Source organism: Ancalomicrobiaceae bacterium S20 (genome assembly GCA_040269895.1).
GTDB classification, from domain to species: Bacteria; Pseudomonadota; Alphaproteobacteria; order Rhizobiales; family Ancalomicrobiaceae; genus Methyloraptor; species Methyloraptor flagellatus.
In genome coordinates, this window is sequence record CP158568.1 from 3,531,229 (window position 1) to 3,555,358 (window position 24,130).

At 69.3% G+C, this 24,130-nt stretch carries 19 protein-coding genes and 1 pseudogene; 7 read left to right on the forward strand and 13 right to left on the reverse strand.

The features are described from left to right. Positions 1 to 186: 186 nt before the first annotated feature. Complete coding sequence (locus tag ABS361_16040; protein XBY43581.1) at positions 187 to 2,250, reverse strand: TonB-dependent hemoglobin/transferrin/lactoferrin family receptor; 2,064 nt, start codon at positions 2,248 to 2,250, stop codon at positions 187 to 189. Positions 2,251 to 2,690: 440 nt separating this feature from the next. Between ABS361_16040 and ABS361_16045 the strand changes: the two genes are divergently transcribed. The 4 genes from ABS361_16045 to ABS361_16060 all read left to right on the forward strand — a co-directional run bounded on the left by ABS361_16045 (position 2,691) and on the right by ABS361_16060 (position 7,863). Beyond that, positions 2,691 to 3,842: an iron ABC transporter permease gene (locus ABS361_16045; GenBank protein XBY43582.1), complete on the forward strand. Its 1,152-nt coding sequence runs from the start codon at positions 2,691 to 2,693 to the stop codon at positions 3,840 to 3,842. A gap of 3 nt (positions 3,843 to 3,845) precedes the next feature. Beyond that, complete coding sequence (locus ABS361_16050; GenBank protein ID XBY43583.1) at positions 3,846 to 4,670, forward strand: heme ABC transporter ATP-binding protein; 825 nt, start codon at positions 3,846 to 3,848, stop codon at positions 4,668 to 4,670. A gap of 87 nt (positions 4,671 to 4,757) precedes the next feature. Then, entirely contained in the window at positions 4,758 to 5,636 is an 879-nt protein-coding gene (locus ABS361_16055) for an ABC transporter substrate-binding protein (GenBank protein ID XBY43584.1), read from the forward strand. A gap of 181 nt (positions 5,637 to 5,817) precedes the next feature. Then, on the forward strand, positions 5,818 to 7,863 hold the full coding sequence (locus ABS361_16060; GenBank protein ID XBY43585.1) for a YgiQ family radical SAM protein: 2,046 nt from the start codon (positions 5,818 to 5,820) through the stop codon (positions 7,861 to 7,863). Between the two features lie 97 nt (positions 7,864 to 7,960). Here the strand turns inward: ABS361_16060 and ABS361_16065 are convergent, their stop codons facing one another. Next, a complete protein-coding gene (locus ABS361_16065) occupies positions 7,961 to 8,863 on the reverse strand; it encodes a LysR family transcriptional regulator (protein XBY43586.1) in 903 nt (300 codons plus the stop codon). A 120-nt stretch (positions 8,864 to 8,983) separates the two neighbouring features. On the opposite strand from ABS361_16065, the gene ABS361_16070 reads away from it, so the two are divergent. Then, positions 8,984 to 10,270 (forward strand): MFS transporter, encoded by a 1,287-nt coding sequence (locus ABS361_16070; GenBank protein ID XBY43587.1) that lies wholly within the window; start codon positions 8,984 to 8,986, stop codon positions 10,268 to 10,270. A gap of 349 nt (positions 10,271 to 10,619) precedes the next feature. Here the strand turns inward: ABS361_16070 and ABS361_16075 are convergent, their stop codons facing one another. The 6 genes and pseudogenes from ABS361_16075 to betC all read right to left on the reverse strand — a co-directional run bounded on the left by ABS361_16075 (position 10,620) and on the right by betC (position 17,409). Beyond that, positions 10,620 to 11,342 (reverse strand): ABC transporter ATP-binding protein, encoded by a 723-nt coding sequence (locus ABS361_16075; GenBank protein ID XBY43588.1) that lies wholly within the window; start codon positions 11,340 to 11,342, stop codon positions 10,620 to 10,622. A gap of 13 nt (positions 11,343 to 11,355) precedes the next feature. Then, positions 11,356 to 11,802 (reverse strand): ATP-binding cassette domain-containing protein, encoded by a 447-nt coding sequence (locus ABS361_16080; protein XBY46914.1) that lies wholly within the window; start codon positions 11,800 to 11,802, stop codon positions 11,356 to 11,358. Further along, positions 11,798 to 13,339 (reverse strand): annotated as a pseudogene (locus ABS361_16085) (ATP-binding cassette domain-containing protein). The gene ABS361_16080 and the pseudogene ABS361_16085 overlap by 5 nt, the downstream one beginning before the upstream one ends. Next, positions 13,339 to 14,238 carry a branched-chain amino acid ABC transporter permease gene (locus ABS361_16090; protein XBY43589.1) on the reverse strand — a complete coding sequence of 300 codons (900 nt, stop codon included), beginning with the start codon at positions 14,236 to 14,238 and terminating at the stop codon, positions 13,339 to 13,341. The pseudogene ABS361_16085 and the gene ABS361_16090 overlap by 1 nt, the downstream one beginning before the upstream one ends. Before the next feature lie 178 nt (positions 14,239 to 14,416). After that, complete coding sequence (locus tag ABS361_16095) at positions 14,417 to 15,616, reverse strand: ABC transporter substrate-binding protein (GenBank protein XBY43590.1); 1,200 nt, start codon at positions 15,614 to 15,616, stop codon at positions 14,417 to 14,419. Between the two features lie 284 nt (positions 15,617 to 15,900). After that, positions 15,901 to 17,409, reverse strand: a complete 1,509-nt coding sequence (gene betC / locus ABS361_16100) for a choline-sulfatase (protein XBY43591.1) — start codon at positions 17,407 to 17,409, stop codon at positions 15,901 to 15,903. Between the two features lie 120 nt (positions 17,410 to 17,529). Here betC and ABS361_16105 point away from each other — a divergent pair, with 120 nt between their 5' ends. Both ABS361_16105 and uxuA read left to right on the forward strand, forming a co-directional pair. After that, a complete protein-coding gene (locus ABS361_16105; protein XBY43592.1) occupies positions 17,530 to 18,408 on the forward strand; it encodes a GntR family transcriptional regulator in 879 nt (292 codons plus the stop codon). Positions 18,409 to 18,457: 49 nt separating this feature from the next. Further along, positions 18,458 to 19,654 carry a mannonate dehydratase gene (gene uxuA / locus ABS361_16110; protein ID XBY43593.1) on the forward strand — a complete coding sequence of 399 codons (1,197 nt, stop codon included), beginning with the start codon at positions 18,458 to 18,460 and terminating at the stop codon, positions 19,652 to 19,654. Between the two features lie 28 nt (positions 19,655 to 19,682). Here uxuA and ABS361_16115 read toward each other — a convergent pair whose 3' ends face one another. The 5 genes from ABS361_16115 to ABS361_16135 all read right to left on the reverse strand — a co-directional run bounded on the left by ABS361_16115 (position 19,683) and on the right by ABS361_16135 (position 23,945). Further along, positions 19,683 to 20,603 (reverse strand): DMT family transporter, encoded by a 921-nt coding sequence (locus tag ABS361_16115; protein ID XBY43594.1) that lies wholly within the window; start codon positions 20,601 to 20,603, stop codon positions 19,683 to 19,685. 217 nt (positions 20,604 to 20,820) lie between these two features. After that, positions 20,821 to 21,915, reverse strand: coding sequence for a Gfo/Idh/MocA family oxidoreductase (locus ABS361_16120; protein XBY43595.1), 1,095 nt, complete (start codon positions 21,913 to 21,915; stop codon positions 20,821 to 20,823). Between the two features lie 22 nt (positions 21,916 to 21,937). Next, positions 21,938 to 23,104 carry an N-acetylglucosamine-6-phosphate deacetylase gene (nagA, locus tag ABS361_16125; GenBank protein XBY43596.1) on the reverse strand — a complete coding sequence of 389 codons (1,167 nt, stop codon included), beginning with the start codon at positions 23,102 to 23,104 and terminating at the stop codon, positions 21,938 to 21,940. After that, positions 23,104 to 23,535, reverse strand: coding sequence for an SIS domain-containing protein (locus ABS361_16130; GenBank protein ID XBY46915.1), 432 nt, complete (start codon positions 23,533 to 23,535; stop codon positions 23,104 to 23,106). The genes nagA and ABS361_16130 overlap by 1 nt, the downstream gene beginning before the upstream one ends. Then, a complete protein-coding gene (locus tag ABS361_16135) occupies positions 23,463 to 23,945 on the reverse strand; it encodes an SIS domain-containing protein (GenBank protein XBY46916.1) in 483 nt (160 codons plus the stop codon). The genes ABS361_16130 and ABS361_16135 overlap by 73 nt, the downstream gene beginning before the upstream one ends. Positions 23,946 to 24,130: the final 185 nt, after the last annotated feature.

Genomic DNA, 24,130 nt, shown 5'->3' on the forward strand with positions numbered 1-24,130 from the left:
ATGGTAGTCAGGCGAAGCATCAAAGGATGGAGCCGGCTCCCGCGCCGGAGACCGGGGCGAAGCAGCCTCCGGCGCGGGGACGGCCGTCGGCGTGCCGACGGGAGACGATCGGCTGGCGGCCACGGGCCCGGGGGGACAGTCCCGCGTCGCCGACCTCGCGACGTTCCGTCGGCCGCACCGGCATGGTCAGAACCTCAGCGTGGCGCTGACCGCGAAACTGCGGCCGGGGGCGCGGTAGGTCTCGAGCAGCGTGTTCGAGGCGAGCTGTCCGGAGACGTCCTGGGCGCTGAAGTACTTCTTGTCCAAGATGTTGAAGACGCCGGTCGACAGCGTGAACTGCGGCTTCATCTCGTAGGTGGCGAAGGCGTCGAACGTCGTCCAGCCGGCCGGCTGGTAGATGGTCGGGTCGGAGACGCGGGTTTTGCCGCCCGCCGCGCGCATGCGGCCCTCGAGCGTCCAGGCCTCGTCCGGGCGCCAGGCGACGCCGAGCACGCCCGTCACCGGATCGACGCTGTCGAGCGCCTTCTTGGTATCGAGGTTCTCGCCGATCGCATAGGCGATGCTGCCGTTCACCGACCAGGCCGGGTTGATCTTCCACTCGCCGCGCGCCTCCGCGCCCCAGATCGCGGCATTGGCGACGTTGACATACTGGTACTGAATGAGGCCGCTCGACGATCGGCCGACGATCGCGGTGTCGATGAAGTCGCGATAGCGATTGTAGAAGCCGGTCAGCCGCGCGCTCGAGCCGTCCGCGAAGCCGGCGCGCAGGCCGGCCTCGAAACCGTCGCTGGTCTCGGGCTTCAGGTTGCCGTTGGGCAGGATCTGGTAGCCGAAGGCGGCGTTCGTGTAGGCGAAGTTGGCGCTGTCATAGGGCGGCGCCCGGAACCCGTGCGAATATTGCGCGACCGCCCGGAACGTCTCGTTGAGGTCGTAGGTCGCGCCGAACTTCGGGGACAGCGCCACCTTGGTCTGCTCATAGACCGTGGCGCTCGAACTGGCGCGCAGGGCGGTGTCCGCCTTCGGGCTCAGGTTCCAGTAGTCGAGCCTGAGCGCCGGGATCAGGCGCAGCGCGCCGAAGCCGATCGTGTCCTGGGCGAAGACGGCCGCCTGGGTCGTATCGGTGTCCGGGAACAGCTTGTTCGGATAGGTGTCGCCGCTGAAGGTGCGCGTGATCGCGCGGGTCGCCGCGTTGATTTCCCAGCGGTCGCGCAGACGGCTCGTCTCGGTGAGGCTCGCCGAGACGCCGTAGACGATCGCGTGCGAGGCGCCCAAGAAGTCGCGATTGAGCGAGAACTGCACATCGCCGCCGAACAGGTCCTGCTTGTAGTCGGCGGTGGTGGTCCGGTAGCGGATTACGCCGGTCTGCAGCCGGGTCTGCGGATTCGTCTCCGCGCGATCGAGACCGGACCAGTAGACCTTGGCCTCGACCAGATCGGCGAAGCTCGTGTCGAGCGGCCGCGTCCAGTCGAGGCTGACACGTGACCGGCGGGTGGTGTCGTCGGCGGTCGAGGCGAGCACGCTCGGGCCGAGATCGGTCTTGAGGTTGGTCCAGTCGCGGCGGTCGAAGCGTTCGAAGGTGAGCCGGAACCGGCCGGCTTCCGGCGCGTCCCAGACGATCTTGCCGAAGATATCGTTGCGCTGGTGAATCTGGTCGTTGTAGACGGCCGAGGTGTTCGGGCGCAGTTCCTCGCCGTCGCGGCGGCCGTAGGTGACGAAGGCCGACCAGGCCCCGGAGCGCCCGGCGACGGTCGCCGTCTCCGACAGCGTGCGGTCGGAACTGTCGTATGCCGCTTTCAGGCCGAGATACCAGTCCTTGCCCATCAGCTTGAGGAAGTCTTCCGGGTCCTTCGTCACGAAGGACACGACGCCGCCGATCGCTTCCGAGCCGCGCAGCGCCGAGGCCGGGCCGCGCACGATCTCGACCTGCTTCAGATTGTCGAAGTCGACGAAATCGCGGGTGTAGAGGCCGGGCCCCTTCTGGCTCTCCGGATAGTCCTGCACGCGGATGCCGTCTTCCTCGACCAGCACGCGATTGTCGCCGATGCCGCGGATCGTGTAGCTGCCGGCGCCGGCGCGGGTCGGCGCGTTGCCGACCGAGACGCCCGGCTCGTCGGCGACCAGATCGGCCGGCCGCGTCACCAGCTTGCGCTGCAACTCGTCCGCCGTCTTCACCGAGACCGTCGCCGACACGTCCTTGACCGTGGTCGGCCGGCGCTCCGCCGTCACGGTGATCTCGTCGAGATCGGTCACGGCGCCGGCCGCCGCCTCCCGTCCCGCCCCGGCACTCTGGGCCCGGGCCTCACCGGCAGCGAGCACCAGCGCCAGAAGCGACGCTCCCGTCAGCAACGACCTCGTCAGCCACGGCCTCATCAGCAAGGGCCTCGTCAGCAACGACTCGATCGACGCGCGACCACGCAATTCCCGCCCCATTTCCAGCAACCCCATCGAAGGCATCGGTATTGGCTGGCTGGGACGCGAATGTTCCTGGCTGGCTCCGTCGCGATCGTTCGCGAACTTGACGGACCCTATGAGCGAGACTAATGCATGTCAACAGAATAGATCAGTATTTATGTCGATTAGAATTTCTAAAATCCAATACATCACTCCAATTTCTCCGACGTTTTCTTGTTTTTAAGTTTTATAATTTGATGAATTCAACATCTCGACTAAAGGTGAAAACGGAAGCCCGGATGGATATGGACGCTCGCACTTCGACTTCGGCCCCCGCCGGCAGCCTCGCGCAGCGGCTGTCCACCTCCGGCGACCAGGCGACCCGGGTCGCCAGCGGCATCGCGACGCTCGGGCGGCTCGAGGCCGAGCGTCGTCGGCGGCTGCGCCTGGTGTTCGCCACGCTCGGCGCGCTCGTCCTCGCCGCCGGCGTGCTGTCGATCGCGGTCGGCGCGCACACGATCCCGGTCGGGCGCGTCGTCGAGATCCTGCTCTCACCGGGCGCCGCGCCGCTCGAGCGCGATGCGGCGATCGTCCAGGCGATCCGGCTGCCGCGCACGGTCGCGACGCTCCTGGTCGGGGCGACGCTGGCGGTCGCGGGCGTGCTGATGCAGGGGCTGTTTCGCAATCCGCTCGCCGATCCGGGCCTGCTCGGCGTCTCCTCGGGCGCGGCGCTCGCCGCGGCGGTCGTCATCGTCCTCGGCGACCGGCTGTTCGCGACCGCGCTGCCGGCGGAAGTGCTGCCGCTCGCCGCCTTCGCCGGCGCGGGGGCGGCGACGCTGCTGCTCGCCGGCGCCGGACGGCGCGGCGGACGCACCGACATCGCGGTCATCCTGCTCGCCGGCCTCGCCTTCGCCGCGCTCGCCAATGCCGCGCTCGGACTGCTGATCTTCGTCGCCGATGATGGGCAGCTCCGCGACATCACGTTCTGGACGCTGGGCTCGTTCGGCGGCATCGGCTGGCGCCGCATCCTCGCCGCCGCGCCGTTTCTGGTCGCGCCGATCCTGCTTGCGCCCTGGTTCGCGCGCGGCTTCGATGCGCTGGCCTTCGGCGAGGCCGAGGCCCGGCACATGGGCGTGCCCGTCGAACGGCTGAAGCGCGGCGCGATCGCCGCCATCGCGGTCGGCGTCGGCGCGGCGGTCGCGCTCTGCGGCGTCGTCGGCTTCGTCGGCGTCGTGGTCCCGCACGCGATGCGGCTCGTGATCGGGCCGTCGCATCGGGCGCTGCTCATCGCCTCCGCGCTCGCCGGCGCGGGGCTCACCACCGCCGCGGATCTCGCCGCCCGTACGCTCGTCGCGCCGGCCGAACTGCCGATCGGCATCCTGACCGCCATCGTCGGGGCGCCGGTGTTCCTCCATCTCGTCCTGCGCCGCCGCAGCGGCACCGGAGCCTGAACCATGACTGAAACCCCTGTCCTGGCGCTCGAACATGTGCATCACGAGGTCGCGGGGCGCACCATCGTCGCGGATCTCTCGCTCACAGTCCGGTCCGGCGAATGCGTCGCCGTCACCGGGCCGAACGGCGCGGGCAAGACGAGCCTCCTCAGGATCGCGGCCGGCGAGGTGCATCCGAGCCGCGGCCGCGTGCTCTGGAACGGCACCGAGGCCTGGCGGCTGCCGGACTGGCGGCTCGCAGCCATGCGTGCGGTCATGAGCCAGTCGACCGCCATCGGCTTCTCGTTTCCCGTCGCGGATGTGGTCGGCCTCGGCTTCGACGGCGTCGGGCGGCGTGCTTCCCCGGACCTGCGCCGGCGGGCGATCGCGCGGGCGCTCGAGGCCGCAGACGTGTTCCATCTCGCCGCGCGCGACGTCTCGACCCTGTCGGGCGGCGAGCGCCAGCGCGTGCTGTTCGCCAAGGCGCTGGCGCAGCTCGAGGCCGGCAGCGCCGAGGAGCAACGCCGCGCGCTGCTGCTCGACGAGCCGATCGCGAGCCTCGACCTGTCGCATCAGATCACCTTGATGCAGGCGGTGCGGCGCGTCGCCGACGACGGCGTCGCGGTCGTCGCCGTGCTGCACGACCTCAATCTCGCCGCGGCCTTCGCCGACCGGATCGTCGTCGTCCACGACGGCCGCATCGCCGCCGACGGGCCGCCCGAGGCGACCGTGACCGAGGCGATGCTCGCTCGCGTGTTCGGCATCGTGCGCCGGACCGCGACGGTCGGCGCACGCGCCGTGCCGGTGGTCGCGCCGCAGTTCTGGGAAGTGCCGGCGCTTCGATCTTGAACCCGACCCGTCCTCCTAACCCAAAGTCATCTCCCCCACCCGGACCTCGCAGAGGCGGCCGGCTGCCCCTCCCCGAAAGGCCCCCCCATGAGCCCCATCCTCCAGCGCGCCCGCGCGCTTCTCGTCGCGCTCGCTCTCGTCCCTCCAATCGATGCCATCGCCGCCGAGGCGCCCGGTGCAAAGCCCGCCGAAGCCGGGCGGATCGTGGCGGCCGGCGCGGCCGCGACCGAGATCCTGTGGGATCTCGGCATGGCCGATGCGATCGTCGGCGTCGATACGACCAGCAGCTTTCCGCCCGAAGCGCTGAAGACCAAGCCGAACGTCGGCTATTTCCGAAAGCTGTCGGCCGAGGGACTGCTGTCGCTCAAGCCCACCATGATCGTCGCTGTCGCCGGCGCCGGTCCGCGCGAGGTGCTGGATCTGGTCGGGCAGACCGGCGTCCGCATCGTGGCGGTCGAGGAATCGTACACGCCCGAGGGCGTCGCCACGCGCATCGAGGCGATCGGGGCGGCCGTCGGTCGGAAAGATCAGGCAGCGGCGCTGGCCGCGCGCACGCGCCAGGGCTTCGACGCGCTCGCGACCACGCGCGCCGCGCTGCCGCGCCATCCGCGCGTGTTGTTCCTGATCGGGCTCGTCAACGGCCGGCCGATGGCGGCCGGGCGCGGCACGGCCGCCGACGCGATGATCGGGCTCGCCGGCGGCGTCAACGCAACCACCTCGTTCGACGGCTACAAGCCACTCACCGACGAGGCCGTCATCGAAGCGGCGCCGGATGTGGTGGTCACCATGGCGAACGGGGCCGAGCCGCTCGATGCCGATCGCGTGTTCGGCCTCGCCGCCTTCGCCGCGACGCCGGCCGCGCGCGACAAGCGGCTCGTCAGCATGGACGGCGGCGACCTGCTCGCCTTCGGCCCGCGCACGCCGGAGATCGCCACCCGGCTGATGCAGCGGCTCGCGCCGCGCTGAGGCGCTCTGCGCCGGAATTTGGTGCCGCCTTGCGCAGTCGGCCCGAATTCCGGCGCACTTGTCGGTCCTTTTACCGAGATCCAGGCATCATCGTCGGCCAGCGCACCGCGTGCAGCGGTGCAACGCGATTGATGCCGCTGCCCGCGCTGGACGCGCCGGCCCGATCTCAGTAGAAAGACCTATGCAACAAGCAAAGCCGCTCTTCTCGTATCGCAAGCACTGGGCCCATCGGTTCGGCACCGCGCCGTTCCTGCCGATGTCGCGCGCCGAGATGGATCTGCTCGGCTGGGACTCGTGCGACGTCATCCTGGTGACCGGCGACGCCTATGTCGACCATCCGAGCTTCGGCATGGCGATCATCGGCCGCCTGCTCGAGGCGCAGGGCTTTCGCGTCGGCATCATCGCGCAGCCGGACTGGCAGAGCGCCGATCCGTTCAAGGCGCTCGGCAAGCCGAACCTCTATTTCGGCGTGACCGCCGGCAACATGGATTCGATGGTCAACCGCTACACGTCGGACCGTCGCATTCGCCACAACGACAGCTACACGCCCGGCGGCGAGGGCGGCAAGCGGCCGGACCGCGCCGTCATCGTCTATTCGCAGCGCTGCCGCGAGGCCTATCGCGACGTGCCGATCGTGATCGGCGGCATCGAGGCCTCGCTCCGGCGCATCGCGCATTACGACTACTGGTCGGACAAGGTGCGCCGCTCGATCCTGATCGACGCCAAGGCCGACATCCTGCTCTACGGCAACGCCGAGCGCGCGCTCGTCGAGGTCACGCATCGCATCGCCAAGGGCACCGCGGCGGCCGATTGCGACGACGTGCGCGGCGTCGCGCTGCTGAAGCCCGCCGTGCCGGAGGGCTGGACCGAGGCGCCGGCCGACGATCTCGACGACGCCAACGAGGGTCTGCGCGTCAAGGGCGAGAAGGTGGTCGTGCGCCTGCCGAGCTTCGCGCAGGTCGAGAACGATCCACAGGCCTATGCCCGCGCCTCGCGCGTGCTGCACCGCGAGGCCAATCCGGGCAATGCGCGCGCGCTCGTGCAGCGGCACGGCGACAAGGAGGTCTGGCTGACCCCGCCGCCGATCCCGCTCGAGACGCCGGAGATGGATGCGGTCTACGACCTGCCTTACGCCCGCGCACCGCATCCGATCTACGACGGCCAGAAGATCCCGGCCTGGGAGATGATCCGCTTCTCGGTGACGATCATGCGCGGCTGCTTCGGCGGCTGCTCGTTCTGCTCGATCACCGAGCACGAAGGCCGTGTGATGCAGAGCCGGTCGCAGGACTCGATCATCAAGGAGATCGGCCACATCCGCGACAAGACGGAAGGCTTCACCGGCATCATCTCGGACATCGGCGGCCCGACCGCCAACATGTACCGCATGCGCTGCACGGACCCGCGCGCGGAAGAACTGTGCCGGCGGCCGAGCTGCGTCTACCCCGACATCTGCAAGTGCCTCGACACGAGCCACGATCCGCTGATCGAGCTCTATCGCAAGGCGCGCGCGGTGCCGGGCGTCAAGAAGGTCATGGTCGCCTCGGGCGTGCGCTACGATCTGGCGATCAAGAGCCCGGCCTATGTGAAGGAACTCGTCGCCCACCATGTCGGCGGCTATCTGAAGATCGCGCCCGAGCATACCGAAGAAGGGCCGCTCTCGAAGATGATGAAGCCCGGCATGGGCGCCTACGACCGGTTCAAGGACCTGTTCGATCGGGCGGCGCAGGCGGCGGGCAAGAAGTATTTTCTCATTCCCTACTTCATCGCCGCCCATCCGGGCACGACCGACGAGGACATGCTGAACCTCGCGATCTGGCTGAAGACCAACGGTTTTCGCGCCGATCAGGTGCAGACCTTCCTGCCCTCGCCGATGGCGTCGGCGACGGCGATGTACCACACCGGCCTCAATCCGCTGCGCCCGGTCCGGCGCGGCGCCTCCGAGGCGGTCGAGACGGTCAAGGGCCTGCGCCAGCGCCGGCTTCACAAGGCGTTCCTGCGCTATCACGATCCGGAAAACTGGCCGCTGCTGCGCGAGGCGCTGAAGGCCATGGGCCGCGCCGACCTGATCGGGCCGGGCAAGCATCATCTGATTCCGTCCTGGCAACCGGCCGGCACGGGCCAGAACGGCGAGGGCCGGCGCGTCGGCGCCAAGGGCAAGCCCGCGCGCGCCGGCACGGGCGGCAGGCCGTTCCTGACCAAGGGCATTCCGGAGCCGAAGCGGCGCTGAGGCGCCGCTTGCGCGAGGCCCCGCGATCGATTAGCCGGATAACTACTGCATGAGGCTCGCGTTCTCCGGAATGCGGGCCTTTTCGTTTTCGGCCTGATCAGGCCAGTCTCCGCGCCGTCTCGACGAAGGCGCGAACCGCAGGCGCGGTGTCGCCGCGGCGGTGGGCGATCCAGGTCGACAGCGTCGGGGCGGGCTCGGCCAGCCGGCGCGTCACGACGTTGGGCAGATCGATCGCGCGGAACGAGGTGGCGAGCAGGGTCAGGCCGAGGCCGGCGGCGACGAGGCTGATCAGCGTCGCCGCTTCGCGGGCCTCCTGCGCGATCACCGGCTCGAAGCCCGCCGCACGACAGAGTTCATAGAGCTGCGCATAGGTCGTCGCGCCGGATTCGCGTGCGAAATGCACGAAAGTCTCGCCGGCGAGCTCGCGCATGTCGATCCGCCGATCGGCTGGCGTCTGTGCCAGCGGATGGCCCTTGGCCATGAACAGCAGCACCTCCTCGCGGCCGAGCTCGATGGTCTCGATCGACGTGTCGCCGGCAACGAAGTCGCCGGGTCCGCGCAGGAAGGCGACGTCCATCGTGCCTTCCCGCAAGGCCGCGAGCTGGTGCTGGCTCAGCATCTCCTGCAGGGTCAGATGCACGTCGGGCCGCGCGTGGCGGAACGCGCGGATCAGGCCCGGCATCGCGTCGGAGAGCGGCGCCGACGAGGTAAAGCTGATGCGGATCTCGCCGAGCTCGCCCTTGGCCGCGCGTCGGCCGGCGGCGACCGCACGATCGAAGCGGTCGATGGCGGCGCGCGCCTCCGCGAGGAAGATGCGGCCGACGTCGGTCAGATCGACCCGGCGGCTGGTGCGCGCGAACAGCGCCGCGCCGAGATCGGCCTCGAGTGCCTGGATCTGCTGGCTCAGCGGCGGCTGCGACAGGCCGAGCCGATCGGCGGCGCGGCCGAAATGCAGCTCCTCCGCCAGCACGACGAAAGAGCGGAGATGCCGGATATCCATACGGCCAGCCTATCGATCGGGTCCGAATTGATATTGGACAATATCGATCGTGAAATCCATATCTGGAGCAACGGCGCGGCCCTTCGCCGGCCTTTTCCAGCTCCCCGAGATCGTCGTCCCATGTCCTCCACCGCCTCCCCGGCCGCTGCCGAGGCCGCTTTCGCACGCGCTGACACCGCCCCGTCTGTCACGGCCGACCGTCTCGACGACGGCCCGATCCGGCGCGGCACGCGGCGGTTCCGCGACACCAATCTCGCGATGTTCGCGGCCGGCTACGCGACCTTCTCGGTGATCTACTGCGTGCAGCCGTTGATGCCGTCGTTCTCGGCGCATTTCGGCGTCACGCCGGCGACGAGCAGCCTCGTCTTGTCGGCGACCACCGGCGTGCTCGCCTTCGCCATGCTCATCGCCAGCGCCGTTTCCGAGATCGCCGGCCGCAAGCCGATGATGGTCGGCTCAATCGTGCTGTCGTCCCTGCTCGCCATCGCCACGATGTTCGCGCGCGACTGGCACGATCTGGTGCTGCTCCGCGCACTGATCGGGCTTGCGATCAGCGGGCTGCCGGCGGTCGCCATGGCCTACCTGAGCGAGGAGATGGATCGCGGCGCGGTCGGGCTGGCGATGGGGCTCTATATCGGCGGCAGCGCGGTCGGCGGGCTCGGTGGCCGCGCGGTCGCGGGGCTCGTCACCGAACTGGTGTCCTGGCAGGCCGGCCTGTTCGCCGTCGGCGCGATCGGGCTCGCCTGCGGGCTGCTGCTGGCGAAGATCCTGCCGGCCTCGCGCCATTTCCGTCGCTCGCAGCCGTCGCTCGCCGCGCTCGCCGGCAGCTTCCGGCTCCATCTCGCCGATGCGCGCCAGCGCGGCCTGTTCCTGATCGGCTTCCTGCTGCTCGGCTCGTTCGTCTGCGTCTACAATTATGCCGGCTATCGACTGATCGAGCCGCCCTATTCGCTCGGCCAGGGCTCGGTCAGCCTGATCTATGCCGTCTATCTGATCGGCATTTTTTCCTCGGCCTGGATGGGCAGTCTCACCTCCCGCTACGGGCGCGGGCCGCTGCTGTCGGTCGGGCTGCTGCTCATGCTCGGCGGTCTCCTGCTCACGCTCGTGCCGTCGCTGCTCGCGATCATCGCCGGCATGGCGGTGCTGACCTTCGGCTTCTTCGGCGCCCATTCGATCGCCAGCAGCTGGGTCGGCGCCAATGCCACGACCGCCAAGGCGCAGGCCTCGTCGCTCTATCTGTTCTCGTATTACCTCGGATCCGGCGCGCTCGGCACGCTCGGCGGCGTGTTCTGGTCGCTCGACGGCTGGGCGGGAGTCGCGACGCTGATCGGCGTGCTGCTGTTCGCCGGCCTCATCGTCGCGATGCGGCTGGCGCGCGGCGATCGGGCGCGGGTGGTCGCGGGCTGACGGACGGCCACGGGCACGACGGCCGCCTTAGAGGCGGGCGTCATGGGCGGCGAGCGCGAGCATGGCGAAAAACCGCCCACCTCTCGGCGTCATCCCCGGCCGAGCGAAGCGAGGGAAAGGGGACCAAATCCACCTCTCGACGCGCTCCGACCCCCAGGGGGAAGACGGCGCCGCTACACCTCGCCCTCAGGTATCCATCCCATCCGCCACGCCACCGGCACGGTGGATTGGGTCCCCTTTCCGGCCCTACGGGCCGCCGGGGATGACGCCGAGAGGGTGAGAGGCCGCGGCTCGCGCACATCCTGGGGACGATCCCGCATCGTGCCGACCAGTTTAGACCTCTCGCCGCTCAATGCGCGCCGCCGAGATAGGCGGCCTTCACGGCCGGGTCGTTGCGCAGCACTGCCGCGGGGCCGGAGGTCGCGAGCTTGCCGTTCTCGAGCACATAGCCGTAGTCGGCGACTTCCAGCGCGGCGGCCGCGAACTGCTCGACGAGGAGCATCGTGATCGAGGCCTGCTTCAGCCGGGCGACGGTGTGAAACACCTCCTCGACCAGCTTCGGCGCGAGGCCCATCGACGGCTCGTCGAGCAGCAGCACCTCGGGCCGGAGCATCAGCGCGCGCGCCATGGCGAGCATCTGCTGCTCGCCGCCGGAGAGCGTGCCGGCGAGCTGGTTGCGGCGTTCGGACAGGCGCGGGAACAGGTCGTACATGCGGTCGTAGTCGGCCTGCATGTCACCCTTCGGCCGCTTGCCGGTCAGGCGCGGATAGGCGCCGAGCAGCAGGTTGTCGGCGACCGACAGGGTCGGGAACACGCGCCGGCCCTCGGGCGAATGCGCGAGGCCGCGCGTGGTGATGCGGTGGCTCGGCAGGCCGGCGATGTTCTCGCCGCCGAGCGAGATCCGGCCGCTCTCGGGCTGGATCATGCCGGAGATGGCGCGCAGCGTCGTGGTCTTGCCGGCGCCGTTGGAGCCGATCAGCGCCACGCAGGTGCCCTTCTCGACCTTCAAGGACAGGCCGTGCAGCACGCGGACCTTGCCATAGGCGGCGACGAGGTTTTCGACTTCGAGCATGGTGCCCTCCCCGTCACGCGGCCGCTGCGCCGCCGAGATAAGCCTCGACGACACGCGGGTTGGACTGCACGGCCGCCGGCTTGCCCTCGGCGATCTTCTGACCGAAGTCGAGCACGGTGACCGTGTCGCAGATGCTCATGACGACGTCCATGTGATGCTCGATCAGGATCACGGTGATGCCGTGGTCGCGGATCTTGCGGATGATCTGCACCAGTTCGACGATGTCCGGCGCGGTCAGGCCCGCGGCCGGCTCGTCGAGCAGCAGGAGCTTCGGTTCGAGCGCCAGCGCGCGGGCGATCTCGAGCAGGCGCTGCTTGCCGTAGGGCAGGTTGCGCGCCTCCTCGTCGGCGAGATCGGCGAGGCCGACGAAAGCGAGCAGGCCGAGCGCGCGCTCGCGCCGCCTTCTCCTCGCGACGGGCGAGCGGCATGCCGCCGGCGACGCCGAAGAAGCCGCTGCGATAGGTGTGGTGCAGGCCGACCAGCACGTTCTCGATCAGCGTCAGCTCGCCGAACAGCTGGACGTTCTGGAACGTGCGCGCGACGCCGCCGAGCGCGATCTCGGGTGACTTCAGGCCGACGATCGAGCGGCCTTCGAAGGCGATGCCGCCATCGGTCGGCACGTAGATGCCGGTCAGCACGTTCATCATCGTCGATTTGCCCGAGCCGTTCGGCCCGATCAGGCCGTGGATCGTACCGGGCATGACCGCGAGGTCGACGCCGTCGAGCGCCTTCAGGCCGCCGAAGCGCATCACGACGCGATCGACCTTCAGAAGCGCCTCGCCGGCCGCAACCTTGGGCGCTTCCGCGGCCCAGGCGGCCTTCTCGTCGGCACGCGCGCCGGCCGCCAGATTGCGCCGGCCGGCGCGGACGAAAGGCAGCGCGGCGAGCGAGCGCTTGAGGAAGCCGACGATGCCTTCGGGCAGGTAGTAGACCACGAAGAGGATCATCAGGCCGTAGACGGTCAACTTGTAGTCGGTGACGTTCTGCAGCAGGCGGGCAAAGACGAAGAAGCCGAGGCAGAGGCCGACCGCGATCGCGGTCCGCAGCCGGGTCTCCGGATGCCGCCACATCGAGACGCCGCCGACGACGACCGCGATCACGGCGATACCGGCCGCGACCAGCCGGAACAGCTCGATGTCGGCGAGCAGGTTCGGCAGATAGACGATGATCGCCGCGCCCAGGATCGGCCCGAGCCGCGATTTTCTTCCGCCCATCGTCACCGCGAGCAGAAACTGCACCGAGAGATCGAAGGAGAAGTTGTTCGGCGCGATATACTGCTCCGAATAGGCGAACAGGCTGCCGGCCAGACCGGCGAGGCCGGCGGAGAGCACGAAGGCGATGACCTTGTGCTTGTAGACGCTGACGCCCATGCAGTCCGAGGCGATCGGGCTGTCGCGCAGGGCCTCGAAGGCGCGGCCGTAATGCGAGGCGAGCACGCGGTTGATGACCAGGATGGTCAGGAGCAGCGCCGAGCCGGCGATCCAGAAATATTCGACCTCCTTCAGCCGCTTCAGCGACATATCGAAGATCGGGAACGTGTCGGACCACGCGCGCAGGTCGACGAAGAGCGGCGTGCTCAGCTTGATGCCCAGGGGGCCGTTGGTGACGTCGACCATCTCGTTGATCAGGATCTGCACGATGGTGCCGAAGGCGAGCGTCACCATGGCGAGATAGGGGCCGGTGACGCGCAGCGCCGGCAGCGCCAGCAGCGCGCCGAAGGCCGCCGTCACGACGATCGCCAGCGGCAGCGCCGGCCAGAAGCCGATGCCGAAATGCATCGACAGCGTGCCGGCGACATAGGCGCCGACGCCGAGCAGCGAGGCGTGGCCGATCGAGACCTCGCCGGTGTAGCCGAACACCACGTCGAGGCCGAGCGTCAGGATCGAGAAGATCGCGATCGTGACCAGCAAGTGCAGGTAATAGGGGCTGGAGACCTGGAGCGGCAGGATCGCGACGACGGCGATGCCGAGAAGCCAGAGGAGAGACCGCATCGGCATCAGACCTTCTTGATCGTGGCCTTGCCGAACAGGCCGGACGGCTTCACGGAAAGGACGAGGAGGAGCAGGACGAGGCCGGGCACGTCCTTGTAGCCGGTCGAGATGTAGAAGCCGGTCAGCGTCTCGGTGATGCCGAGGATCAGGCCGCCGACGACCACGCCGAGGCCCGAGGACAGGCCGCCGATGATCGCGACCGCGAAGGCTTTCAATCCGAGCACGGCGCCCATGGTGGCGCCGGTCAGCGTCACGGGCGCGACCAGCACGCCGGCGAGGCCGGCGGTCATCGAGGACAGCGCATAGGAGAAGGTGATCACCCGGCTCGTGTCGATGCCCATCAGGCCGGCGGCGTCGCGGTCGGCGGCGGTCGCGACCACGGCCTTGCCGTAGACGGTCTTGCGGTTGAAGAACTCGACCGCCAGCATCATCGCGATCGCGCCGACGACGATGGCGATCTCCATCGGCTGGATGCGGATGCCGCCGATGTTCAGCGACGCCTCGGGCAGCGGCGAGGGGAAGCGCAGCGCGTCGCGGCCCCAGATGTTCTCGGCGAGGTTCTTGAAGATGATGCCGAGCGCGATGGTCGCCATGATCCAGCCGGCTTCGGACTTGGTCTTGATCGCCTGGCGCACGCCGAGCCATTCGACCACCGTGCCCTGCAGGGCGCCGAAGGCGAGCAGGATCGGGATCATCAGCACATAGGCGCCGAAATTGCCGAGGCCGGCGCCGATCAGGAAATTGACCGTGGTCAGACCGACCAGTGCGCCGAGCATCAGGGCTTCACCCTGGCCGAAGTTCAGCGTCTTCGATGTCGCGAAGGTGATCTGGTAGCCGAAGGCGATGACGCCGTAGATCATGCCGACGGCGATGCCGCTGACGATGAGCTGCAGAAGAATGGACATTGGTCAGCTTTCCAGGGGGCCAGCTTCCAAGGGGCGGCGGGCAGACAAGCGCGGCGGGACAAGTGCCGGCCGCAGGCGATCGTCGTGAAGGGCGCGCCGGTGCCGACACGCGGCTCCGCCGTGACGCTCCGGGCCGGCAATGGCCGGCCCGGGCATTCATGCCTTGGCGAGAGGTGGATCAGGCCTTCGGCTTGATGCGGACGGCCTTGTCGCCCTCGATGTCTTCCGGGTGGGCCGGCACGACGCGGCCGCCCTTGACCAGACCGAAGACCGGGATGTTCGAGGAGATCGCCTCGTGATCGGTCGCCGAGAACGGCTTGTCGTAGATCGTGACGACGCCCTCGACCTTCTCGTTCAGGTTCTCGAGCGCGTCCTTGATCTTGCGGCCGTCGGTCGAGCCGGCCTGCTTGATCGCGGCGGCGAGCAGATAGACCGAGTCGTAGCCCTGCGCGGCGGAGACCGGCGAGGGGATGCGATCGACGCCATAGGCCTTCTGGTAGCCTTCGATGAAGGCCTTGCGCTTGGCGGTGGTCGGCAGCTGGATGAAGGTCTGCGGCATCATCGCGCCGTCGCCGTTGGCGCCGGCGGTATCGATGAAGCTCGCCATCGACAGCGTCCAGGAGCCGATCATCGGCACCTTCCAGCCGAGCTTGGCCATGCCGTTGGCGATCTGCGCCAGTTCCGGACCGATCGCATAGGTCAGGATCACGTCGGCGCCGGCCTCCTTGGCGCGCAGGAGCTGCGCGGTCATGTCGGTGTCGCCGATGTTGAACTTCTCGGTGGCGACTGGCGTGATGCTCATCTTGGCGAGAGCATTGGTGAGGTCGGTCTTGCCGAGCTGGCCGTAGTTGGTCGAGTCCGCCAGGATCGCCGGCTTCTTGAAGCCCTGACGCTTCACCGCCTCTTCCGCGATCATCGACGACTGGATGGTGTCGTTGGCGGCGTTGCGGAAGATGAAGTTCGCCTTGTGCTCCGGCGGCAGGAACTGCTTGGCCACGACCGAGCCGGTCGCGACGTTGTTCATGACCGGGATCTCGGCTTCCTGGTAGAAGCGCTGGGCGGCCAGCGCCACGCCGGTGTTGATGAAGCCGACGGTGGCGACGACGCCTTCCTTGTTGATCAGCTCCTGGGCGATCTGGACGCCGAGCTCGTTCTTGGCCTCGTCGTCGCGCTCGACGAGCTGGATCTGCCGGCCGAGCACGCCGCCCGCCTTGTTGATCTCGCCGACCGCCAGCTTGACGCCGTCGCGCATGCTGACGCCCATCGACGAGGAGCCGCCGGTGAACGGCCCGCTGAGGCCGATTTTAATCGGTTCAGCCGCGAGAGCCGAACCGGCGTAGAGCATGGCCGCCATGGCCATGGAAAGCCCGAGTTTCATGTGCGCTCCTACCCGTTTAGACCGCCGCCTTTCCGGCGGCTTGTTCTATGTTCCGGAAATTACACGCGTCCCGGCCGAGCGCAACGGGGCGGAAGGTAGGGGGATGACGGTTCCGTCAGCAAAATTACATAAACAGGGCAGATATCCGTCAAACGCATATCAGGTCATGCATAAAGTATGGGCAGACGGCGCGTCGTCTCGAAATTTCTTGCGCCGGCGCAAGCTGTGCCATCGATCGGCAGGACGCCACGCGACGTCCCGATCGGTCGGCCCATCCCCGCTCCTTATCCCTTCACGCGCGGGTAACGCGCCCGGGCCTCCAGATCGTCGAGGTCCATGTGATTGCGGATATAAGAGCGGCTCGCATCGGTGTGCGGCTGGAAATCCCAGGGCGCCGGCGTGCCGATCGAAAGGGCCGAGACCACCGTATGGCGGCGGCGCTGGCTCTCGCGCACGGCCTTGTCGAGGGCCGTGAAGTCCCAGCGCGCGGCGGCCTCGGCCCGAAAGGCGGCGAGATCGGTCGCGAAGGTCGGGTCGTCCGCGAGGTTCACGCGCTCGTCGGGATCGACCGCCAGATCGTAGAGCTGATCGGGGTCGGCGGGGCTCGTGACGAATTTCTGCGTGCCGCGGCGGATCATCATCAGCGGCGCGACCGCGCCCTCGGCGAGGTATTCGCCGATCACCTCGTCGTGGCCGCCGGTGCCGGCGAGGTGTGGCAGCAGGCTGCGGCCCTCGATCTCGCTCGCGTACCGCCCCGGCCGGCCGTCCTGCGCCAGCTCGACCAGCGTCGGCAGCATGTCGACCAGCGAGACCGACTGCGCCACGCGACCGGCCTTGAACCGGCCCGGCGCCGAGACCAGCAGCGGCACGCGGCTCGCGCCCTCGAACCAGCTCATCTTGTACCAGAAGCCGCGCTCGCCGAGCATCTCGCCATGGTCCGAGGTCACGATCACGATCGTGTCGTCGCGGAGCGCCGTCTCGTCGAGCGCGGTCAGGAGCCGGCCGATGTTGTGGTCGACATAGGAGATCGCGCCGTAATAGGCGCGGCGGGCGTTGCGGATATGGTCCTCGGTGATTTCGGCGCCGGCCATATCACAGACATGGTAGAGGCGCCGCTCATGCGGAGTCATCGCCTCCCGATCGAGGCCGTGGCTCGGCAGGTCGATGTCGTCGTGACGGTAGAGGTTCCACCACTTCTCGGGGATCGCGAAAGGGTCGTGCGGGTGGGTCAGCGACACCACCATGCAGAACGGCCGGGCGCGATCGCCACGGGCGTGGTCGTAGATCTGCCGCTCGGCGGCGAAGATCACCTCGTCGTCGAAGTCGATCTGGTTGGTACGCACGCAGAGCCCGGCGTCGGTGACCGAGCTCATGTTGTGATACCAGCTCGGCCGGTCGTGCGGATGGTCCCAGTCGGGCGTCCAGCCGAAGTCGGCCGGATAGATGTCGGTGGTGAGCCGCTCCTCGAAGCCATGGAGTTGATCCGGGCCGCAGAAGTGCATCTTGCCGGAGAGCACCGTCCGATAGCCGGCGCGGCGCAGGTAATGCGCGAAGGTCGGGATGTCGGAGCGGAACTCGGCCGCATTGTCGTAGGCGCCGGTCTTCGACGGCAGCCGGCCCGACATGAACACCGCCCGCGACGGCGAGCAGAGCGGGCTGTTGCAATAGGCGCTGTCGAAGACGACGCCGCGATCCGCGAGCGCCATCATGTTCGGCGCCTGCGTCAGCCTGTGGCCGTGGAACGGCAGCGATGCCGGAGCCATCTGGTCGGCCATCACGAGCAGGATGTTCATCGATCGCCTCTTCGAAAACGGGGAGAACGCGGGTCGGCTGGGGGCATCGCGGGCGCCGAGAGTGCCGCGTCCGACACGCGCGGTCGAGCCCGCTCGGGATCGTGGCGCTCCCGAGACTAGGTGGCTCCCTGGCCGGCACTGTCCGCGTTGCGACGCTGGCTGCCGCGCCGGGCCCGATCGGCGCCGAGTGGTGGCCGCCTGCCATCCCTCCCGCTCGCATGCCACCATCCGCCATCCGCGCATTGCAGGCTCAACTTGTCGACTAGTCTGCATATGACTAAGCTCGCCGGCATGCATCGACCCGAGCACGATCATCCTCCGAGTGTCCGCACGATCCACGGCGACCTGCGCCGGCGGATCATCGTGCTCGACCTCATGCCGGGTTCGCGCCTGTCGGAAAACGAACTCGCCGACCATTACGGCACCAGCCGCGCGCCGGTGCGCGAGGCGCTGATCCGGCTCGGCGAGGAAGGGTTCATCGACGTCCGGCCGCAGCGCGGCAGCTTCGTCAGCCGCATCTCGCTCACGGCGGTGGCGCGCGCCCGGTTCGTGCGCGAGGCGATCGAGGCGGCAGCGGCGCGGAGGGCGGCGGAGATCGGGGCCTCGACGGCGCTGCTCAACCGGGCGCGAGCGCTGATCGTCGAGCAGCGGCGCCTCGCGGACGACGCGCGCGGCTTCATCGCCGCCGACGGATCGTTCCACCGCCTGCTCGCGGAGGCAAGCGGCATCGCGGGTCTGTGGGCGGCGATCGAGCGCGAGAAGGCGCAGCTCGATCGCGTGCGTTTCCTGTCGCTGCCCGAGGCGCCGCGCCATTCCCCGATCATCGAGCAGCACGAGGACATCCTCGACGCCATCGAGGCGCGCGATCCGGACGCGGCCGAGGCGGCCATGCGGCGGCACCTGTCCCAGGTGCTCGCCGTCCTGCCCTCGCTCGCGACCGCCCGCCCCGACCTGATCGTAACCGGCGACCCGACACGCCCGGCGCACGTCGGCTTCTGAGCCGAGCCCCCAACAAGACCCATTCAGAAAGCTCGAGGAGATCCCTTCCATGGAACAGAGCTGGCGCTGGTTCGGACCCGGCGACGTCGTGCCGCTCCACGCAATCCGTCAGGCCGGCGCGCGCGGCGTCGTCACCGCGCTGCATCACATTCCCTACGGTGTCATTTGGAGCGTCGAGGAGATCGAGAAGCGCAAGGCCGAGATCGCCGCCGATGCCTCGCTCGGGCTTCACTGGAACGTGGTCGAGAGCCTGCCGATCCACGAGCGGGTCAAGATCGGCGAGGGCGACCTGACCGAGATCTTCGACAACTACCGTCAGTCGATGCGCAACCTCGCGGCCTCCGGCATCAAGACGATCTGCTACAATTTCATGCCGGTACTCGACTGGACGCGCACCGAGCTGCGCCATCGCCTGCCCGGCGGCGGCAGCGCGCTGCGCTTCAACGCGCATGAGTTCGCGGCCTTCGACTGTTTCATGCTCGAACGGCCGGGGGCCGAGGCCGAGCACGGGCCGGCACTGGTCGCGCGCGCCAGGGCATGGTTCGACGGCGCGTCGGAGGCCGAGAAGGACGTGCTCCTGTCGAGCATCATGGCCGGCCTGCCCGGCGCCTTCGACCGCTACGACATTCCGGGCCTGCGCAAGATCCTCGCGCGCTACGACGACATCTCGGTCGACCGCCTGCGCGAGAATTTCGTCCGGTTCCTGAAGGAGATCATCCCGACGGCGGAAGAGCTCGGCATCCGCATGGCCGTGCATCCGGACGACCCGCCGCGGCCGCTCATGGGCCTGCCGCGCATCGTCTCGACCGCCGAGGACATCCGATTTCTGATGCGGGCGGTGCCGTCGGTCGCCAACGGCCTGACGCTGTGCTCGGGCTCGCTCGGCGCGGGCCCGGCGAACGACGTGCCGGCGATCGCGCGCGAATTCGCCGACCGCATTCACTTCGTGCACCTGCGCAATGTCGCCAAGGAGCCGGACGGCTCGTTCATGGAGGCCGATCACCTCGGCGGCGACACCGACATGGTGGCGCTGGTGCGCGTGCTGCTCGGCGAGCAGAAGCGCCGGAAGGACGCCGGCGATCCGCGCTGGCGGCTGCCGTTCCGCCCGGACCACGGCCACGAGCTGCTCGACGACGTCGGCAAGGGCTCGTTCCCCGGCTATTCGACCATCGGCCGGCTCAAGGGGCTCGCCGAGATCCGCGGCGTGATGACCGCGGTCGCGCAGATGGAGGGACTGCCGGTCTGAGGGCCGGCAGTTCGGTTGCCAGCGCCGCCTACTTCGGGCGGGCGATGACGAGCGCGGCCATGATCACGGCCGCGCCGATCGCCTGTTGCAGGCTCATGGTCTCGCCGAGCACGGCCCAGCCGATGAAGGTCGAGGCCGGCGCCCAGGCGAGCAGCACCAGCGCGACGATGCCGACCGGCACGCGGCCGACCGCGACCGAGGTCAGGCCCTGCCCCCCGGCATGCGACAACACGCCGAGCGCGATCACGGCGGCCCAACCCTTCACCGACTGCGGCACGAAGGTCTCACCGGCGGCGAGCGCCATGATCACCAGCGCCACGCCCGAGACGACGCCGGTCCAGAGCGTCGCCGACGGGCCATCGAAGGCGCCGCGCACGCGCTTCATGATCAGAAGGTAGCTCGCGTAGAAGATCGCGGCGCCGACCGCGAACAGGTCGCCGGCGCCGAGCCTGGTCGGCGCCAGGAGGCCGGCCATGATCCAGCTGCCGAACAGCGCGAGACCGAAGGCGCCCCAGATCTTGGCCGGCGGATGCTCGGCATAGAAGACCGCCCCGCCGATCACGACCAGGATCGGCGCGATGTTGGCGATGAACGAGGCATTGGCGACGTCGGTCGCCCTGAGCGCCAGATGAAACGCCGCGACATCGAGCGCGAAGGCGAGGCCGCCGAGCGCGATGAAGATCAGCATCGACGGCGTGAGCGGCACGCGCGGAGCAGGCGCGGCCGGGCCGGCCTCGTTGCGGCGCTTGGCGGCGAGATGGCCGGTCCAGACCCACAGGACCGGCAGCGCGAAGATCAATCGCCAGGCCGCGCTCGACATCGGCCCGACGTCGGCGAAGCGGACGAACACGACCGACCAGGCGATGATGCCCGTGCCGACCAGCAGCGCGGCGAGGCCCTTGCGATCGATCGCGGGGGCGACAGGGGTCTCGTCCGGAACGGCGGTCACGGCGGTCTTTCGGGTTCGCGAGCGGGAATGCGCCTCGCGAAAACCGACGATGCGCGCCATGATGACTGTCGCGGCGCGGGCGGAGCGCTGTCAATGGCGACGCCGGCCCACATCGGCTCGCGGCTGCCATGCGACAGGGACATGCGCGCCGGCCGGGACGTCGGCGGCATCGAAGGGGGGCGAAGAGGCGGGGCGAAAGGGGGCGCGGCTCCGTCGCTCAGAGCCGTACCACCTCGCCGGTCCGCACACTCTCGTCGGCGGCGAGCACGATGCGCAGGCTGTCGATCGCCTCGCGCACATGGCGGCTCGTGTCGGCGCCCAAGCCGATCGCATCGCGGAACAGCATCTGTTCGCGGTCGCAGAGCTCCTGATGGCCGGGCTCGTCGTCCATGCGCAGGATTTCGTCGGCCTTCAGGAACCGGCCGTCGGGACCGAGCGCGGCGTGATGGAGACGGATGGCGCTGGTCTTGGTATGGGCGTCGATATCGGCGGAGGCGGTCGCCGCCGCGCCCGCCTCGGTCGCTTCGCCCTGATCGAAGGCCACGATCGACACCGCGCCCTTCGGGCCGACCATGTCCTTCACGAAGAAGGCGACCTCGCTCATCATCGGGCCCCAGCCGGCCTCGTACCAGCCGACCGAGCCGTCGTCGAAAGCGACATGCAGGTGGCCGTAGTTGTACATGCCGTCGCGGATCTCGTCGGTCAGCCGGGCGCCGATCGCGTGGACGCGAACCGGCTTGGCGCCGGTCACCTGGCACATGACGTCGACATAGTGGACGCCGCAGTCGACGATCGGCGACAGCGAATTCATCAGCTGGCGATGCACCGCCCAGTTGGCGCCGGCCGACTGCTGGTTCAGGTTCATGCGCATGACCAGCGGCTTGCCGAGCGTGCGGCCGATCTCGACGAAACGCGTCCAGGACGGATGGACGCGCAGGATGTAGCCGACGACCAGCGCTCGGCCCGCCGCCTGCGCGAGCGCGGCAATCCGTTCGGCCTCCGCGACCGTCTCGGCGATCGGCTTCTCGACGAAGACATGGGCGCCGGCGGCAAAGGCCATTTCGGCATAGGCGGCGTGGGTGTCCGGCCAGGTCGCGATGCAGACCGCGTCGGGGCGCAGGCTGGCGAGTGCGGTGGCGTAGTCGCCGAAGGTCGGAACGCCGGGGAATTCGGCCGCGATTTCCGGCCGGCCGTCGATGCCGCGGCTGCAGAGGCCGACGAGCTCGAAGCCCTCGACCCGGACATAGGCGCGCGCATGGCTCAGGCCCATGTTGCCGGTGCCGACGACCAGGACACGAATGGGTCTCGTCATCGCAGCGCCCTCCCCTCGTCTGTCACGCTTCCGCCGCCGCGCGCCGCTCGCCCGCGACCCAGGTCGCGCGGACCCGCAGGTCCTCGCAGAGATGGACGAGGTCGGCGCGCAGGCCCGGCGCGATGCGGCCGATCTCCTCGCCGCGGCCGATCCAGGCGGCCGGGTTCGCCGTCGCCATGCCGAGCGCGGTCGCGCGGTCGACGCCGAGGCGCTCGACCAGGAAACGGACGGCGTCGGCCATGGTGATGTTGGAGCCGGCGAGCGTACCGTCGGCGAGTTCGAGCCGCTCGCCGACACGCCTGACCTCGCGGCCCTGCAAGGCGAAATGGTCCGGCCCGCCGGCAGCGGGCGGCATCGCGTCGCTGACCAGGACGACCCGACCGGCCGGCTTTGCGGCGATGGCAACCTTCAGCGCGAGCGGATCGACATGGAAGCCGTCAGCAATCAGGCCGCAGTAGGCGCCGGGCGTGGCGAGCGCGGCGCCGACCATGCCGGGGGCGCGGTGGCCGAGCTGGCTCATTGCATTGAAGAGATGGGTGAAGCCCGATGCGCCGGCGGCGAGCGCCGCGAGCGCCTGTTCGGCGCTCGCATCGGAATGGCCGAGGCTCACGACGACGCCCGCCGCGACCATCGTCGCGATGGTCTCGGGTGGCACGTGGGCCGGCGACAGCGTCACCAGCACCGTGCCGCAGCTCTCCGGGCCACGCGCGGCGGCGGCGAGACGCGCCATGTCGTCGGCGCCGATCGGCCTGATCCGATCGGCCGGATGCGCGCCGCGCCGTGCGGGGTCGAGGAACGGCCCTTCGACATGGATGCCCAGCACCTCGCGGGCGCCGGCGGCGCGGGCCCGGCGCACCGCCTCGACCGCGGCCCAGGTCACGTCGGGCCGATCGGTGATCACGGTCGGCAGCAGGCCGGTGGTGCCGTAACCGCGATGGGCGGCGGCGATGGCGGCGACGGCTTCCGGCGTCGGATCCTCGTTCAGGAGCACGCCGCCGCCGCCGTTGACCTGAAGATCGATGAAGCCGGGGACCAGGATGCCGCCGGCGAGCGGGACACGCTCGGTGTTCGCCGGTACATGCTCGACAGGGACGGCCGACGCGATCCGCTCGCCATCGACCACGACGGCCAGACCGTCGAGCAGAGCCCCGTCGACCAGCACGCGCGCACCGCTGAGGGCGAACACCATCAGATCGTCTCCGTCACCTTGCGCAGCCGCTGCGGCCGATCCGGATCGCGGCCGCGCAGGCGCGCGACCCGCTCGACGCAATGATAGAACGACTGGATCATCGTGATCGGCTCCAGGAACTTGTGACCCGGATCGGCGAACGGCAGCCGGCCCGGCGCACCCGGTCCCGCTTCGACCGCGAGCACGGGCGCCCCCGTGGTGCGCAGCCGCGCGAGCGTGTCGAGCATGCCCGGCCGCGATGCATCGCGGGGCGAAAAGCACAGCACCGGGAAGCCCTCGCCGACCAGCTCGAACGGCCCGTGCATGACCTCGGCCGCGGAAAAGGCCTCGGCGTGCAGCGCCGAGGTCTCCTTGAGCTTCAGCGCCGCCTCGGCCGCGATCGGCAGCGACGGGCCGCGCCCGAGGACATAGAGCGATCCGGCATTCGCCAGCGTCTCGACCGCCGCCGCCCAGGGGCCGGCGGTCGCATCCGGCGCCTTGGCGAGCGCACAGGAGAGGTTCTCGAGGCCGCGCAGCAGCGCCTCGTCCTCGGCCCATTCCGCGACCAGCCGCGCCGCGCGGCGAGGCTCGCGATGAAGGACTTCGTGGCGGCGACGCTCCGCTCCGGGCCGGCGCAGAGCGGCAGGCAGAGGTCGGCCTCGGCGGCCGCCGGTGAGGTCTCGTCGTTGACGAAGGCGACCGTGAAGGCGCCCGCCGCCTTCGCGGCCGCCTGAAGCGCCAGGATATCGGGACTGCGCCCGGACTGGCTGACGGTCACGAACAGCGCGCCGCGCAGTTTCAGAGGCGCGTCGTAGATCGACGCCACCGAAGCGCCCATCGAGCAGCACGGCACGCCGAGCACGATCTCGACGAGGTACTTCAGATACCAGGCCGCATGATCGGAGCTGCCGCGCGCAGGTGACGACCACCGGCGGCGGCGCCGCGCGCAAGCGCGCGCCGAGATCCCTCAGCGCGACGGCGTTGCGCTCGAACTGGCGCGCGACGGCGGCCGGCGCTTCGGCCGTCTCGCGTGCCATGGCGGTTTCG

What these genes read in the sequence shown, in the direction of transcription:
- ABS361_16095 (XBY43590.1), bottom strand. Translation starts at nt 15,616, where the DNA reads ATGAAACTCGGGCTTTCCATGGCCATGGCGGCCATGCTCTACGCCGGT.
- ABS361_16045 (XBY43582.1), top strand. Translation starts at nt 2,691, where the DNA reads ATGGATATGGACGCTCGCACTTCGACTTCGGCCCCCGCCGGCAGCCTC.
- ABS361_16070 (XBY43587.1), top strand. Translation starts at nt 8,984, where the DNA reads ATGTCCTCCACCGCCTCCCCGGCCGCTGCCGAGGCCGCTTTCGCACGC.
- ABS361_16075 (XBY43588.1), bottom strand. Translation starts at nt 11,342, where the DNA reads ATGCTCGAAGTCGAAAACCTCGTCGCCGCCTATGGCAAGGTCCGCGTG.
- ABS361_16060 (XBY43585.1), top strand. Translation starts at nt 5,818, where the DNA reads ATGCAACAAGCAAAGCCGCTCTTCTCGTATCGCAAGCACTGGGCCCAT.
- ABS361_16065 (XBY43586.1), bottom strand. Translation starts at nt 8,863, where the DNA reads ATGGATATCCGGCATCTCCGCTCTTTCGTCGTGCTGGCGGAGGAGCTG.
- nagA (XBY43596.1), bottom strand. Translation starts at nt 23,104, where the DNA reads ATGGTGTTCGCCCTCAGCGGTGCGCGCGTGCTGGTCGACGGGGCTCTG.
- ABS361_16120 (XBY43595.1), bottom strand. Translation starts at nt 21,915, where the DNA reads ATGACGAGACCCATTCGTGTCCTGGTCGTCGGCACCGGCAACATGGGC.
- uxuA (XBY43593.1), top strand. Translation starts at nt 18,458, where the DNA reads ATGGAACAGAGCTGGCGCTGGTTCGGACCCGGCGACGTCGTGCCGCTC.
- ABS361_16050 (XBY43583.1), top strand. Translation starts at nt 3,846, where the DNA reads ATGACTGAAACCCCTGTCCTGGCGCTCGAACATGTGCATCACGAGGTC.
- betC (XBY43591.1), bottom strand. Translation starts at nt 17,409, where the DNA reads ATGAACATCCTGCTCGTGATGGCCGACCAGATGGCTCCGGCATCGCTG.
- ABS361_16090 (XBY43589.1), bottom strand. Translation starts at nt 14,238, where the DNA reads ATGTCCATTCTTCTGCAGCTCATCGTCAGCGGCATCGCCGTCGGCATG.
- ABS361_16055 (XBY43584.1), top strand. Translation starts at nt 4,758, where the DNA reads ATGAGCCCCATCCTCCAGCGCGCCCGCGCGCTTCTCGTCGCGCTCGCT.